This is a genomic window from Herbaspirillum chlorophenolicum, assembly GCF_001189955.1.
GTDB classification, from domain to species: domain Bacteria; phylum Pseudomonadota; class Gammaproteobacteria; order Burkholderiales; family Burkholderiaceae_D; genus Herbaspirillum; species Herbaspirillum chlorophenolicum.
In genome coordinates this window covers 77,540-92,257 of record NZ_LFLT01000008.1, presented here as the reverse complement: position 1 = coordinate 92,257, position 14,718 = coordinate 77,540, and the positions used below count along the sequence as shown (strand labels likewise).

General features: G+C 64.2%; 13 protein-coding genes. 7 read left to right on the top strand and 6 right to left on the bottom strand.

The genetic code is table 11. The annotated features are described in order from the left end of the window. Positions 1-44: 44 nt before the first annotated feature. A complete protein-coding gene (locus AKL28_RS07535) occupies positions 45-200 on the bottom strand; it encodes a metallothio multi-domain protein (RefSeq protein WP_231602362.1) in 156 nt (51 codons plus the stop codon). A 261-nt stretch (positions 201-461) separates the two neighbouring features. Here AKL28_RS07535 and AKL28_RS07530 point away from each other — a divergent pair, with 261 nt between their 5' ends. From AKL28_RS07530 to AKL28_RS07520, 3 genes are all read left to right on the top strand, one after another. Further along, on the top strand, positions 462-1,433 hold the full coding sequence (locus tag AKL28_RS07530) for an aliphatic sulfonate ABC transporter substrate-binding protein (protein WP_050467496.1): 972 nt from the start codon (positions 462-464) through the stop codon (positions 1,431-1,433). A gap of 3 nt (positions 1,434-1,436) precedes the next feature. Continuing rightward, complete coding sequence (locus AKL28_RS07525; RefSeq protein ID WP_050467495.1) at positions 1,437-2,735, top strand: LLM class flavin-dependent oxidoreductase; 1,299 nt, start codon at positions 1,437-1,439, stop codon at positions 2,733-2,735. 64 nt (positions 2,736-2,799) lie between these two features. After that, complete coding sequence (locus AKL28_RS07520) at positions 2,800-3,330, top strand: cysteine hydrolase family protein (protein ID WP_050467494.1); 531 nt, start codon at positions 2,800-2,802, stop codon at positions 3,328-3,330. A 4-nt stretch (positions 3,331-3,334) separates the two neighbouring features. Here AKL28_RS07520 and AKL28_RS07515 read toward each other — a convergent pair whose 3' ends face one another. Next, positions 3,335-4,618, bottom strand: a complete 1,284-nt coding sequence (locus AKL28_RS07515; protein ID WP_050467493.1) for an NAD(P)/FAD-dependent oxidoreductase — start codon at positions 4,616-4,618, stop codon at positions 3,335-3,337. Positions 4,619-4,745: 127 nt separating this feature from the next. On the opposite strand from AKL28_RS07515, the gene AKL28_RS07510 reads away from it, so the two are divergent. Together AKL28_RS07510 and AKL28_RS07505 are read left to right on the top strand one after the other, a co-directional pair. Further along, on the top strand, positions 4,746-5,147 hold the full coding sequence (locus AKL28_RS07510) for a VOC family protein (protein WP_050467492.1): 402 nt from the start codon (positions 4,746-4,748) through the stop codon (positions 5,145-5,147). A 40-nt stretch (positions 5,148-5,187) separates the two neighbouring features. Then, a complete protein-coding gene (locus tag AKL28_RS07505; RefSeq protein ID WP_050467491.1) occupies positions 5,188-5,643 on the top strand; it encodes an SRPBCC family protein in 456 nt (151 codons plus the stop codon). Between the two features lie 43 nt (positions 5,644-5,686). Here AKL28_RS07505 and AKL28_RS07500 read toward each other — a convergent pair whose 3' ends face one another. From AKL28_RS07500 to AKL28_RS07485, 4 genes are all read right to left on the bottom strand, one after another. Then, positions 5,687-6,211 (bottom strand): class IV adenylate cyclase, encoded by a 525-nt coding sequence (locus AKL28_RS07500; RefSeq protein ID WP_050467490.1) that lies wholly within the window; start codon positions 6,209-6,211, stop codon positions 5,687-5,689. A 126-nt stretch (positions 6,212-6,337) separates the two neighbouring features. Next, entirely contained in the window at positions 6,338-7,849 is a 1,512-nt protein-coding gene (locus AKL28_RS07495; protein WP_050467489.1) for an efflux transporter outer membrane subunit, read from the bottom strand. Beyond that, the gene (locus AKL28_RS07490) at positions 7,849-11,010 is read right to left on the bottom strand and encodes an efflux RND transporter permease subunit (RefSeq protein WP_050467488.1); all 3,162 of its coding nucleotides are present in this window, start codon (positions 11,008-11,010) and stop codon (positions 7,849-7,851) included. The genes AKL28_RS07495 and AKL28_RS07490 overlap by 1 nt, the downstream gene beginning before the upstream one ends. Before the next feature lie 9 nt (positions 11,011-11,019). Beyond that, a complete protein-coding gene (locus tag AKL28_RS07485) occupies positions 11,020-12,273 on the bottom strand; it encodes an efflux RND transporter periplasmic adaptor subunit (RefSeq protein WP_050467487.1) in 1,254 nt (417 codons plus the stop codon). Between the two features lie 220 nt (positions 12,274-12,493). Here AKL28_RS07485 and AKL28_RS07480 point away from each other — a divergent pair, with 220 nt between their 5' ends. Both AKL28_RS07480 and AKL28_RS07475 read left to right on the top strand, forming a co-directional pair. Continuing rightward, complete coding sequence (locus AKL28_RS07480) at positions 12,494-13,948, top strand: ATP-binding protein (protein ID WP_231602361.1); 1,455 nt, start codon at positions 12,494-12,496, stop codon at positions 13,946-13,948. Continuing rightward, positions 13,945-14,667 carry a response regulator gene (locus AKL28_RS07475; protein ID WP_050467486.1) on the top strand — a complete coding sequence of 241 codons (723 nt, stop codon included), beginning with the start codon at positions 13,945-13,947 and terminating at the stop codon, positions 14,665-14,667. The genes AKL28_RS07480 and AKL28_RS07475 overlap by 4 nt, the downstream gene beginning before the upstream one ends. Positions 14,668-14,718: the final 51 nt, after the last annotated feature.

Below are 14,718 nucleotides of genomic sequence, written 5' to 3'. Positions count from 1 at the left end.
CGAGCGCCCATTTTAACGGCTGGCGCCGTACAGCAGTGTGCCGCTTATTTTCCGGAGGCAGCCGGTGGCGTGATACAGAAGTCGAACATGGCAAAAGGCACGCGGCCCTCGCCGGTAGCCCATGCCCAGACCGCCCAGCACAACAGGCCGCACACCAGCAACAGGGCCAGCACGATATGCAGTCCTGAGGCCTTGCGCATGAATGTTTCGACGCGGTCGAAAAGTGCGGTCATGGGGAAGAGGAAAAATTGCCGGTTCGACGGAGAACCGCCATTCTATAAAATCCCGCACCTGCCCCGCAATGGGACAAATTGCCGCAGTGGCATAAAAGCAATAGACCGGAAAGGCATTGCCGGGCTGGCTACAAACAATTTCGCATTTGCAACTGCGGAATTCTTCCTTCCCGTGCGCCCTGCTCCTGCCTACCCTGTTGCCTTTTGGATGAAAAAAGGGGAACGGGCATGAACGGCGAACAACACAATCTCAAGCGGCGCCTGCTGCTGCAAGGCCTGGCTGCCGGCGCGCTGGCCGGTGGCGCGCCGCTGGTGCTGGCCGCTCAGGACAAGGTCTTGCGCATCGGCTACCAGAAGTTCAACACGCTCAATATCCTCAAAGGTACCGGCCAGCTGGAGCAAGCGCTGCAACCGCGCGGCTGGTCGGTCAAGTGGTTCGAGTTCGCGGCCGGCCCGCAACTGACCGAAGCACTCAATGCCAACGCCATCGATTTCGGCCACGCCGCCGATACGCCGTCGGTGTTCGCCAACGCCTCGGGCGTGAATGCGGTCTACCTCGGCGCGGAGCAACCGTATCCCAAGGGCATCGCCATCTTCGTGGCCCAGGATTCGCCGATCCGCACCGTCAAGGACCTCAAGGGCAAGAAGGTCGCCACCGGGCGCGGCTGGAATGTGCAGTTCCTGCTGCTCAAAGCGCTGGAAGAAGTCGGCCTCACCTACAGCGACATCGAACCGGTCTACGTCACCAACGCCGCCGATGTGCGCGCGGCGTTCCAGTCCGGCAACGTCGACGCCGCCACGCTGTGGGATCCCTTCCTGGCGGGCCAGGAGATCACGACCCGTCCGCGCATCCTGCGCGACGGCGCCGGGCTGTCCAACAACCGTACTTTCCACCTGGCCGTGCCGAAGTTCGTCGACCAGAACAAGGAGATCGTGCGCACGCTGTTCGCCGAGCTGAAGAAGGCCAACAACTGGACCCAGTCGCATCCGCAGGAAACCGCCGACCTGCTGGCGCCGCAACTGGGTGTGGACCCCAAGGTGCTGAAGCTGGCCACCGAACGCCGCAACTACACCACGGTGGCGGTCGACGCCGGTATCGTCGCAGAGCAGCAGCAGATTGCCGATGCCTTCCTCAAGCTCGGCCTGCTCAAGAGCGCAGTACGCGTGCAGGACAAGGTCTACCCTGAAGTGCTCGTGTAAGCCATGCATCTGGCCGCCTTCCTGATCGCCGGCAATGCCGCCCACAGCCAGGCGCTGTGGCGGCATCCGCAAAGCCGGCCCGGCGGCTTCCTGCAGTTGGACTATTACCGCCACATCGCGCAGACGCTGGAACGCGCCAACTTCGACCTGCTGTTCTTCGCCGACCGGCTGGCGGTATCGACGCGCTATGGCGAGAGCCATCGCCACGGCATCGCCGTCGGCGACCAGGACGCCACGCGGCTGGACCCGCTGCCCATCCTCGGCGCGCTGGCCGCCGTCACCGAACACATCGGCCTGGGCGCCACGCGCTCCACCACCTATTCGCAGCCCTACAGCCTGGCGCGCGAATTCGCCACGCTGGACCACCTTTCTGGCGGGCGCGCGGCCTGGAACGTGGTGACCTCGGTCAACCAGGGCGAGGCCGACAACTTCGGCCTGAAGGAAACGCTGCCGCACGACGTGCGCTACGACCGCGCCGACGAATTCCTCGACGTCGCCCACAAGCTGTGGCGCAGCTGGCAACCGGATGCCTTGCAACTGTCCGCCGATGGCCGCTATGCCGACGCCGGCAAGGTCGGCGCCATCGACCACGCCGGCACGCACTTCAGCGTGCGCGGCCCGCTCAACATCCCTTCGTCGCCGCAGAACAGCCCCGTGATCATCCAGGCCGGCTCCTCCGACCGCGGCCAGGACTTCGCCGCGCGCTGGGCCGAAGTGGTGTTCAACATCCAGCCCGACCTGGCGCGCATGCAGCGCTTTTACGACGACCTCAAGAGCCGTGCGGACAAGTTCGGCCGCCGTCCGCAAGACATCAAGATCCTCTCCGCCGTCATGCCCTTCGTCGGCGAGTCGTGCGCGCATGCCGAGCAATTGCGCGAACAGGCCAACGCCCTGGCCGACCCGCTGGTGGGATTGTCGACCTTGTCCAGCCACATGAACGTGGACTTCTCCGCCTACCCGCTGGATGCGCCCATCGGCGACGTGCAGGTCAGCGGCATCCAGGGCCTGTTCAAGCTGTTGAAAGAAATCTCCGCCGAGCGCCGGCTCACGCTGGCCGATGCCGGCCGCCTCTACGCGCAAGGCGTGCTGACGCCGCAAGTGGCCGGCACTGCGGCCGATATCGCCGACTGGCTGGAGCATATCGTCGAGCAGAAAGGCGCCGATGGCTTCGTCATCTCGCCCTCGCATTTGCCTTACGGCTTTGACGACTTCGCAGCCAAGGTGGTGCCGGAACTGCAGCGGCGGGGATTGTTCCGCAAGGAATATCGCGGCAGGCATTTGCGCGACCATCTGGCGCAGTGAGAGCGGGGGCGGGGCCGGATCCGTTACTATCTGTACGGATCCACCAACACTTCAATACCGCCCCATGCCCACCGCCTTGCTCATCATCGACGTCCAGCACGCCCTGTGCACCGGCCCGCAGGCCGTTGCCGAACCCCAGCGCGTGATCGCCAGCATCAACCGGCTATCGCAGCAGGCACGCGCCGCCCACGTGCCGGTCATCGTCGTGCAGCATGAAAATACCGGCGACCTGGAACATGGCAGCGAAGGCTGGCAACTGGCGCAGGGACTGGAGACCGTTCCGCAGGATGCGATGCTGCGCAAGCGCGGCTCGGATGCATTCCACCAGACCGACCTACAATCGATGCTGAAGATGCGGCACATCTCCCATCTGGTGGTGTGCGGTATGCAGACCGAGTTCTGCGTGGAATCCACCGTGCGCCGCGCATTGGCGCTGGGCTATCCGGTGACGCTGGCCGCCGATGGGCACACCACCACCGGCAACGGTGTACTGGCGCCTGCGCAAATCGTGGCCCACCACAATAAGACCTTGTCCAGCCTCGGCGCATACGGCGTGCGTGCGACCGTCACGGCCTCGCAGGACATTTCATTCTGAAGTCTCAGAAACGCTGTGCACTGAACGGCGCCAGGTCGATCTCCGGTTCCTGTCCCGCCAGCAGTTGGGCGACAATGCGCCCGGTGCGCGCCGAACACCCCAGGCCGATATGGCCGTGGCCATAGGCATGGACGATGTCGCGGCAGGCAGCGGCGTAGCCGATGCAAGGCATGCCGTCAGGCGTGCTGGGGCGGCGGCCCAGCCAGAATTTCACATCCGACGCCGGCAGCTCGCGCGGCAGCCCCGGAAACAGCTTGAGCGCGATGTCGCGCATGATCTCGCCGCGCCGCCAGTCCGGCGCTGCCTCGAAAGAGGCGAACTCGACCTGGCCGGCGATGCGCAGCCCGCCGTCCATCTGGGTGGCGATGACCTTGAATTCGGACACCATCATCGGCGTGTGCGCGGTGGCTTGCTGCGCATGGCCCGCGATGCTGGCGTGGTAGCCGCGTTCGCTCTCCAGCTGCACGCGGTCGCCGGCAGCGGCGGCCAGTTGCCTGGAACGCGCGCCGGCTGAAATCACGGCGGCGTCGCAGGCAAGCTCGCCATCCTCGGTCAGCACCGCCTTCAATCGCCCCTCTTCGATACGGAAACCGGTAGCGCGCCCCTGCACGCGGCGCGCGCCGCGTGCGCGTGCATAGGCGTCCAGCGCCTGCATGTAAGCGCCGGGGTTCCGGCAGTGGCCGGCCTCATCCACATGCACGGCAAACCCGAACACCGGATCGAGATCCGGTTCGCGCCGACGCAGCGCATCGCCTTCCAGTTCCGTCCACTGGATACCCAACTCATTTCGCACGCCCCAACCGAAAGCATCGGCCTCAAAGTGCCGGCGCGAACGGTAGACATGCAGCACCCCCGAGGTATCGATCAGATGGCCGGCGCCGGCGCGCTGCGCCACCTCCTGGTGCAGCAGCCGCGCATCGACCGCCAGCGAACGCAAAGCGCGGGCCGTGGTGCGGATACGCTCACGCCGCGCACTGGCCAGATTGCGCAGCAGCCACGGCATCAGCCTCGGCAAATAACGCCAGCGGATCGACAGCGGCCCCAGCGGGTCGGCCAGATAGCCCGGCACTTTCTTCCACATCCCCGGCTCCACCGGCGGGATCACCGAATGCGACGACAGCCAGCCGGCGTTGCCGTAGCTCGACGCCTCTTCGCTGCCGGCTTCGTTGAAATCCAGCAGCGTCACCTGCAGCCCCTGGTCGAGCGCATGGATGGCGCTCATCAGGCCGACGGCGCCGGCGCCGATGATGACGGCGTGGCGGGGAAAGGAAAACTCGGAGTCGGCCATGATGGGAAGGTAAATGCGAAGAAAATGGAATGATATGTGAAGTCTGCCACGACAGGGGATTGGGACGGCCTCGACGAGAGGCCGAACAGGTTTTAAAATCAGCGCACCCTATCCGAGGAGACCAAGAATGATCGACCACACCGGCGTTATCGTCAGCGATTTCGCAAAGAGCAAGGCGTTCTACCAAACCGCGCTGGCCGCCATCGGCTATACCCTGATCCACGAATTTCCCGCCGAGGTGACCGGCCACACCGACGTCGCCGGCTTCGGCGAGAACGGCAAGCCCGATTTCTGGATCAGCCGCGGCACGCCCAACCAGCCGCCGGTGCATGTGGCCTTCCGCGTGGACGACCGCCGGCGCGTCGATGCCTTCCATGCCGCCGCGCTGCAAGCAGGCGGGCGCGACAATGGAGCGCCGGGTATCCGGGCACATTTTCACCCTGATTACTACGGCGCGTTCGCGCTGGACCCGGACGGGCATAATGTGGAAGCGGTTTGTCACCGCCCCATGGAATCAGCTCAACCATGAGCTGATCAGTCGTGTTGTTTTTCCCAAGGAGGAAATACCCATGAACACCCTCAACACCGTCCGCCTGCACCGCGTCCTGCGCGCCAAACCCGAACGCGTCTATCGCGCCTTCCTCGATCCCGACGCCATGGTGAAATGGCTGCCGCCGCATGGCTTCACCGCCAAGGTTCACCACATGGATGCGCGCGTGGGCGGCTCGCACAAGATGTCGTTCACCAATTTCAGCACCGGCAGTTCGCACTCCTTCGGCGGCACCTATGTCGAGCTGGTGCCCAATGAGCGCATCGTCTACACCGACAAGTTCGACGATCCCAACTTGCCGGGCGAAATGAAGGTGACGGTAACGATCCGGCCCGTGCTGACCGGCAGCGAGCTCAACGTTGTACAGGAAGGAATTCCGCCGATGATTCCGCTGGAGTTCTGTTATGCCGGATGGCAGGAATCGCTGCAGTTGCTGGCGCAACTGGTGGACCCGGAGATTCCCGACGGGGCCTGACGGCCGGCCGATGCCGGGTAGCGGCGGACAGCGGGCCTCTCGGTCAACTGCCCTCGGGCGCAATGCCGAGCAGATCCACATAAGCCGATTCAATCAACTGCGAAGGTTCGATCCCCAGCTTTTGCATGATGTCTTCCGCTTCGCGGATCCCGTCCTCAATGGAGTCGCCTTCCGATAACACTACTTCAAGTTCGAGGAATTCCCCCAGCCCTTGCACCCGGTCCAGATGGATGCGGGTTCGCCCGGCAAGGAACAGGGTCCGCTGCTTGATGACCCGGCCGGATTGGCCATAGGCGAAAGACAGTACCTCGCGAAGTGCCGCAGGTTCGGCCGTGGAAGAACGGACGAAAAAGGATTCCTTGGGGCCGGCCTGATTGGTGCGGCGATAAAAAATCAATTCGCCCTTGTCGGCGGAAAACTGACGGAGCTTCAATCGCCCCGTATCGCAGCCAAAAAAGGTATCGTCCTGCGCAATTTCAATGGGCCCCTGGTCGGCAATGCCCACTACCTTGTGGAGGATGTCTTGAATGCCCAATAGGCGGGCCTTGATTTCTACGTTACGGGACATCGGCAAAATAATCCGGATGGGAAAAACCCATCATCGCCGAAAAATGTGACGAGGCCAAGACCGCAGCAAACCGTCCCCGAAGGGTGGAAAAAATCCAGCCTTCGGGGTGTTTTCATCGCGGAGCCATCAGGACGCGTTCTTGCCGTCCACAACCGCCTGCGGCGGCTGGCTCTGTTCATTCCATCCCCCGCCCAGCACCTTGTACAGCGTGATGCGATTGCTCTGCTCGGTCAGCCGCAGCGAGATCAGCGTCTGTTGCGCGCTATACAGCGAGCGTTGCGACACCAGCGTCGTCAGGTAACTGTCGATGCCATTGCGGTAACGCGCCTCCGACAGGCGATAGGATTTCTCGTTGGCTGCCGCCACCCTGGATTGCGCCTGCAAGCGCTGGTCCAGCGTAGCGCGCACCGCCAGCGCATCCGCCACTTCACGGAATGCGGTCTGGACCGCCTTCTCGTAATTGGCCACATCGATATCGCGGGTGATCTTCGCCGAGTCGAGGCTCGCGCGCAGGCTGCCGGCATTGAAGATAGGCAGGTTGATCGACGGCGCAAAACTCCACGACGCACTCCCCGGCTTGAACAGCCCGCCCAGCGTACTGCTGGCCGTACCGCCGTTGGCGGTCAGCGTGATGCTGGGGAAGAAGGCGGCGCGCGCGGCGCCGATGTCGGCATTGGCCGACTTCAGCGTGTGCTCCGCTGCCAGCACATCGGGACGGCGCAGCAGTACTTCGGACGGCAAGTCGGACGGCATCGCCAACAGTACGCTGGCGGTCTGCGGCAAGCCTTGCGGAAGCAGCGCCTCATCCAGGTCTGCGCCTACCAGCAGGCGCAGCGCGTTGATATCTTGTGCCACCTGCGCGGTGTACTGCGCGACATCGGCGCGCGCCGACTCCACGGTCGCTTCCTGGCTGGCCAGGTCGACGCCGGAGACGGTGCCGATGTCATGGCTGCGCCGGCTCAATTCATATGTACGCGACTGGCTTTGCAGCGTGTCTTGCGCCAGCTTCAGCAACTCGCGGTCGGAGGCCAGCGTCAGCCAGGCCGTGGCCACTTCTGCAACCATGCTGATATGCGTGCTGCGGCGGGTCTCGACCTGGTACTGGTAAGTTTCCAGCGCCGCATCCGAGAGGTTCTTGAGGCGGCCGAAGAAGTCCAGCTCATACGAACTGATTCCCGCCGTCACGCTCTGCTGGTGCGATACGGTGGCGCGGCCGCTGGAAGAAACCTGCGCCGGCGTGCGGCTGGCGGTGCCGCTGCCGGTGGCGGAGATCGCCGGATAGCGGTCCGCATCGGTAATGCGGTACTGCGCACGCGCCTTCTCGATATTGAGTGCGGCCACGCGCAGGTCGCGGTTATTCTCCAGCGACATGGCGATCACCTGCTGCAAACGCGGATCGAGGAAGAACTGGCGCCAGCCGATGTTGTCCGCATCGGCATTGTTCGCTGCGGCCTTGTCGCCGGCGGCGGCAACGATTTGCTTGCCGTCCACCTGTTGCGACCAGTTCGCGGGTACCGGTGCAGCTGGCTGCACATAGTCCGGCGCCAGATTGGCGCAGCCGGCCAGCGCGGTGGCCAACGCCAGCGCCATCACCGAACGCGGCAGGAAAGTCGTCTTGTTGTCAGTGCGCGCTTGCATCACACGCCCTCCTTCTGGATGAATTGGTCGTTGCCGTGGTCCCCATCGGCCTTGGTCTTGCCCTTGCGGTCCAGCCAGGAACCGATCACGAAGTAGAACAGCGGCACGAAGAAGAGGCCGAGGATAGTCGCCGATGCCATGCCGCCCAAGACACCCGTGCCGATCGCACGGCGGCTGGCCGAACCGGCGCCGGAAGCGATGGCCAGCGGCAGCACGCCCATCATGAAGGCCAGCGAGGTCATCAGGATCGGGCGCAGCCGCAGTTGCACCGCTTCCAGCGTGGCATCCCACAAGGACTTGCCGGACTCGTGCAGCTGCTTGGCGAATTCCACGATCAGGATCGCGTTCTTGGCCGACAAGCCCACCGTGGTCAGCAAGCCCACCTGGAAGTAGACGTCGTTGGTCATACCGAACAAACCGGTCAGCAGCACCGTGCCGATGATGCCCAGCGGCACCGCCAGGATCACCGCGAACGGCACCGACCAGCTTTCATACAGCGCGGCCAGGCACAGGAACACGAACAGGATCGAGATCGCATACAGCATCGGCGCCTGGTTGCCGGACAAGCGTTCCTGGTAGGAGGCGCCGGTCCATTCGAAGCCCACGCCGGCGGGCAACCTGGCCACCAGGTTCTGGACTTCCGCCATGGCATCTCCCGAACTCACGCCGGCCGCCGGCTCGCCCACGATCTCGAACGAGGACACGCCGTTATAGCGCTCCAGCAGCGACGGGCCGAAAGACCACTTGCTGGTCATGATGGCCGAGAACGGCACCATCTGGTCGGCCGAATTGCGCACATACCAGCGGTTCAGGTCTTCGGTCTGCATGCGGAAGGCGGCGTCGCCCTGCACGTAGACCTTCTTCACGCGGCCGTTGGACAGGAAGTCGTTGACATAGGTGCCGCCCATGGCCGTGGCCATGGTGTCGTTGATGTTGGCGGTCGAGATCGACAGCGCATCGGCCTTGCGGTCGTCGATAGTCACGCGCAGCTGCGGCGTGTCGTCCAGGCCGGTGGTGCGCACGTTGGCCAGGCGCGGATTCTGGCGCGCCAGCAGCAGGAACTGGTCGCGCGCCTTCACCAGCGCATCGTGGCCGACGCCGCCCACATCCTTGAGCTCAAGGTCGAAGCCGGAGCTCTGGCCCAGGCCGCGCACTGCCGGCGGATTCATCAGGAACACGCGGGCGCCGCGGATCTTGGACAGGTCGGCATTGGCGCGGCGCACCAGCTCGGTAGCCGACTGGCCGGCGCCGGTACGTGCACTCCAGTCCTTCAAGCGGATGAAGGCGCGCGCGCCGTTCTGGCTGTTGCCGCCGATGCCCGCGCCGACGATGGCCAGCACCGAGTCCACCACTTCCGGCTTGTTCATGAAGTATTCCTGCACCGTCTTCACCACCGCGGTGGTCTGCTCGGCGGTAGCGCCGGTCGGCAGCTGGATCTGCGCCATCAGCACGCCCTGGTCTTCCTCGGGCAGGAAGGAGGTGGGCAGGCGCATGAACATCACCGCCATCGCCACCACGATCAGCCCATACATCAGGAGGCCGCGCTTGCCGCGCTTCAGCAGGCCGCCCACTCCGCCGCGGTAGCGGCCCGCGTTGCGGTCGAAAGTGCGGTTGAACCAGTTGAAGAAACGGCCCTGCTGCACATGGTTGCCGGTATGCGGCTTGAGCAGCGTGGCGCATAGCGCCGGGGTCAGCGTCAATGCCACCATCACCGACAGCGCCATGGCCGAGACGATGGTGATCGAGAACTGACGATAGATCACCCCGGTCGAGCCGCCGAAGAACGCCATCGGAATGAACACCGCCGACAGCACCATGGCGATACCCACCAGCGCACCGGTGATCTCCTGCATGGACTTGCGCGTGGCCTCCTTGGGGCTGAGCTTCTCCTCGGTCATCAGGCGCTCGACGTTTTCCACCACCACGATGGCGTCATCCACCAGCAAGCCGATGGCCAGCACCAGGCCGAACATGGTGAGCGTATTGATCGAGTAGCCGAACATGGCTAGGATGCCGAACGTGCCCAGCAGCACCACCGGCACCGTGATGGCCGGAATGAAGGTGGCGCGGATGTTCTGCAGGAACAGGTACATGATCAGCACCACCAGCACGATGGCTTCGATCAGGGTCTTGACCACTTCTTCCAGCGACACCCGCACGAACGGGGTAGTGTCATAGGCGATATTGGTCTTGAGCTTCATCGAGGCCGGGAAGTAGGGCTCGAGTTCGGCCATCTTCTTCTTGACCGCATCGGCCGTGGCCAGCGCATTGGCGCCGGTGGCCAGCTGGATCGCCAGCGCCGAGGAAGGCTTGCCGTTCTGCTGCGAGGCGACCTGGTAGCTTTCGCCGCCCAGTTCCACGCGCGCCACGTCCGATAGCTTGACCACCGAACCGTCGCTGGAGGACTTGACGATGATCTGCTTGAACTCATCGGCCGTGGTCAGCTTGCTGCGCGCGGTGATGGTGGCGTTGATCTGCTGGCCGGGCACGGCCGGCAGCGCGCCGATTTCGCCGGCCGAGACTTCGGTGTTCTGCGCCTCCAGGGCGCTGGTGATGTCGGAGGGCATCAGCGCGTACTTCTGCAGCTTGGCCGGATCGAGCCAGATGCGCATGGCGTAGTTGGTGCCGAAGGCGGTGACATCGCCCACGCCTTCGACGCGGCTGATCTGGTCGGTCAGCGTGCTGCTGATGAAGTCGCCGATGTCGATGGCGGTAATGCGCGGGTCATCCGAGGTCAGCGACATCACCATCAGGATATCGGTGGAGGCCTTGGTCACCGTCACGCCGTTGTTCTGCACCGCCTGCGGCAAGCGCGCGGTGACCTGCTGCAGCTTGTTCTGCACCTGCATCTGCGCCACGTCCGGATTGGTGCCGGCGGTGAACGTCAGCGCCACGGTGGCGCTGCCGGCCGAGCTGGAGCTGGCCGACATGTATTGCAGGTTGTCCAGACCCTTCATCTGCTGCTCGATCACCTGGGTGACCGAGTCTTCCAGGGTCTTGGCCGAAGCGCCGGTGTAGGTTGCCTTGATGTTGACCTTGGGCGGGGCGATATCGGGATACTGCTCCAGCGACAGCGAGCGGATCGACATCAGGCCGCCCAGCATGATGATGATGGCGATGACCCACGCGAAGATGGGCCGGTCGATAAAGAAACGTGCCATGTGTTCCCCTTACTTCGCGCCGGCGTCGCCGCCGAGGGACGGATCGGCAGCCGCGGCGGCGGCTTCCCTGGCAAGATCCTTCTGCAGTGTGTCGGTGATGTCGATGGCGCGCGGCACATCGCCGTTGCGCACCTTCTGCAGGCCGTCGACGATCAGCTTGTCGCCGGGCTTGATGCCCTTGGTCACCCACCAGTTGTTGCCCACCGCGCGGGCCACCGTCAGCAGGCGCTGTTCGACCTTGCCGCCTTCGCCGATCACCAGCGCGGTCGCGACACCGGTCTGGTCGCGGGTGACGGCCTTTTGCGGCACCAGCAGGGCCTGCTCGTCCACGCCTTCTTCCAGTACCGCACGCACATAGGCGCCCGGCAGCAGGATGCCGTCCGGATTGGGCACTACCGCGCGCAGCGTGATCATGCCGGTGCCGGTATCGACCGACAGGCCAGAGAATTCCAGCTTGCCCGGGCGGTCATAAGTGGAACCGTCTTCCAGCAAGATCTTGACCGGCGCCGAATTCTCGCCGCTCTTCTTGATCTGTCCGCTGGCCAGCTCACGCCGCAAGCGCAGCAGCTCCACCGTCGATTGCGTCACATCCACATAGATCGGGTCGATCCGCTGCACGGTGGTCAGCGCGGTGGTCTGGCTGGCCGTCACCAGCGCACCCGGCGTCACGCTCGACTTCTCGATGCGGCCGGAAATGGGCGACAGTATCTTCGTGTATTCGAGGTTGATGGCGGCGGTCTTCACGGCCGCTTTCTGCACTTCGACGTCGGCCTGGTTCTGGCGCAGCGTACTTTGGGCGTCGTCGTTGTCCTGCTTGGCGACGGCGTCGATCTTGTCGAGTTCGGCATAGCGCTGGGCCTTCAGTTTCGAGGAAGCCAGCGTGGCTTCGGCCTTCAGCAGCGAGGCTTTGGCGCTGTCATAGGCGGCCTGGTAGCTGGCGGCGTCGATCTGGTACAGCGGCTGGCCCTGCTTGACCATCGCGCCCTCCTTGAACAGGCGCTTCTGGATGATGCCGCCCACCTGCGGGCGGATATCGGCCGCCAGGTATGCGGTGGTACGGCCCGGCAATTCGGTGGTGACTGCCTGGCGCTGGGCCTTGACCACCACGTAGCCGATCTCGGCCTGGGCCTGTGCGGGCGGCTGGCTGCCGGACTTGGAGCAGGCGGCCAGCGCGGCGGCCAGCATCAGGGCTGCGGCCAGGCGGGTCATCGCCGGCAAGCCGGGCAGGGAAACGGAACGGAATGAAGTGTTCTTGTCGGGCATCGTCGTTGACTTTCTGCCCGTCCGTTTGCTTGAAATTCTGGCAAGGTCCGGGCGAAATGAGCTATCGGACCTTGCATCATAAAAACCAAATGTGGGGGAAAATTGAGCAAAGCTTCATTTGCAACATCGTCCCCGCCAAGCGCCTTATCTTGTTAAGCTGGTACCAGTTGCATGCCCTTTGCCATCTCCTTACATCCGTTTACAGCATCGACTTCCAGCCGTGTCCAAGCTCATCCCCGATCCGATAGCGGACCTGACCGACCGCTTCTTTTACCGCGCCAACATCCGCCTGAAACTGTTCTACGCGATGCTGGCGCTGATCGTGGTGCTAATCGTGGCGATCAACGGCGCGGGGCATTACATCTTCACGCGCGACTTCCTGGGCTATCTCAACGAGCAGGCGCAGCAGCGCATGGAAGACCTTATCCCGCGCGTGGAGCAGGCCTACCGCGAGAACGGCAACTGGGATTTCATCCGCAACAATCCGCGCGCCTGGTTCGAGATGATGAAGCCCGCCATCGTCGAGCACAACGGCGCCGCCCCCGGCCCCACCTTCACGCCTTCCGACTTGACCGGCGCCACGCTGCGGTTTTCGCTGCTCGACGCCAACCGCAAGCTGGTCATCGGCTATCCCAACATCGGCCCCGACGCGCGCCTGCGCCCCCTCATGCAAGACGACGCCATTGTCGGCTGGATCGCGCAAACGCCATTTGAAAACGTGATCGGCGCAGTCGACCTGCGCTTCCAGCAGAGCCAGTTCCTGGCGCAGATCATCATCGCGGTGGTCGCCATCATGCTGGCGGCCTTCATGGTGATACGCATCTCCGGCGTGCTGCTGCGGCCCCTGACGCGCGTGGCGCGCGCCACGCACCGGCTGGCCGGCGGCGACTATGCGATCCGGGTGGAAGTCCAATCGGGCGATGAGGTCGGCCGGCTGGCGCAGGACTTCAACCAACTGGCCATGACGCTGGAACGCAACGAGAAACTGCGGCGCGAATTCATGGCCGACGTCTCGCACGAACTGCGCACGCCGCTGGGCATCCTCAACGGCCAATTGGAGGCGCTGGAAGACGGTGTACTGCAGCCCGATGAGCAGACCCTGCGCTCGCTCAAGAGCGAAGTCGACCATCTCAACAAACTGGTGGGCGACCTCTACGACCTGTCGCTGGCGGACGCCGGCGCACTCGCCTACCGCAAAGCCGACATCGACCTGGCGCCGCTGCTGCGCGACACCGTGCGCATCTATGAAGAGAGCTTCCGCAAACGCGGGCTCGATATCGTCCTGCACCTGCCTGAATCGATACCGCTGCACGCCGACGGCGCGCGCCTGCAGCAGCTATTGAACAACCTGTTCGAAAACAGCCTGCGCTACACCGACCGGGGCGGCAAGCTGGAGCTGCACTGCCGCCTGCAACAGCATCAATGGCAATTGATCCTGGACGACAGCGCGCCGGGCGTGGAGACACCCGCGCTGGCACGCCTGTTCGAGCGCTTCTTCCGGATCGAGGCTTCGCGCAACCGCGCCAGCGGCGGCGCCGGCCTGGGCCTGGCGATCTGCCGCCGCATCGTCGAAGCGCATCAAGGCACGATCAACGCCGCAGCCTCACCGCTGGGCGGCCTGCGCGTGACCATATTGCTGCCCGCGGGCTTCCCGGCGCCGGGGGAAACGGCATGAGCGACAGTTTCCAGTTCGAAGCGCCTGCCAGCGCCGAGATCCTGATCATCGAAGACGAGCCCAAGCTGGCCGAGCTGCTGCAAAAATACCTGGCCGCCGCCGGTTACAGTTCGCGCCACGTGGCCCACGGCGACGACGCAGTACCGGCGGTGCGCGCCAGATTGCCCGACCTGGTGCTGCTGGACATCATGCTGCCCGGACGCAGCGGCTGGGACATTTGCAGCGAGCTGCGCAGCTTTACCGATGTGCCGGTACTGATGCTGACCGCGCGCGTGGAAGAAAACGACCGCCTGCGCGGCCTGGAGCTGGGCGCCGACGATTACATCTGCAAGACCCCGTTCAGCCCGCGCGAGATCGTGGCGCGCGTCAAATCCATGCTCCGCCGCAACGGCCATCTGCAGCGCGTGGCAAACGATGCGCCGGCAGCCTCACCGCTGGCCATCGACGAAGCCCGCCTCCAGGCCAGCATACGCGGCGAAGTGCTGGCTCTCACTCCATTGGAATTCCGCCTGCTCAAGACCTTCGCCAGCGCGCCGGGGCAAGTGTTCTCGCGCGAACAGCTGCTCAACCACCTGCACGATGAATACCGCTCGGTCACCGACCGCGCCATCGACACCCATATCAAGAACCTGCGGCGCAAGCTGGAGCCGTTCTTCCCTGGCCACAACGCGATTCAGGCGGTGTATGGGGTCGGCTACAGCTTCGAACTGCCAGAGTAGTCACCAGACTGGCGCAAAAAAAAAGCCCGCGCCATCGAAGGCGCGGGCTTT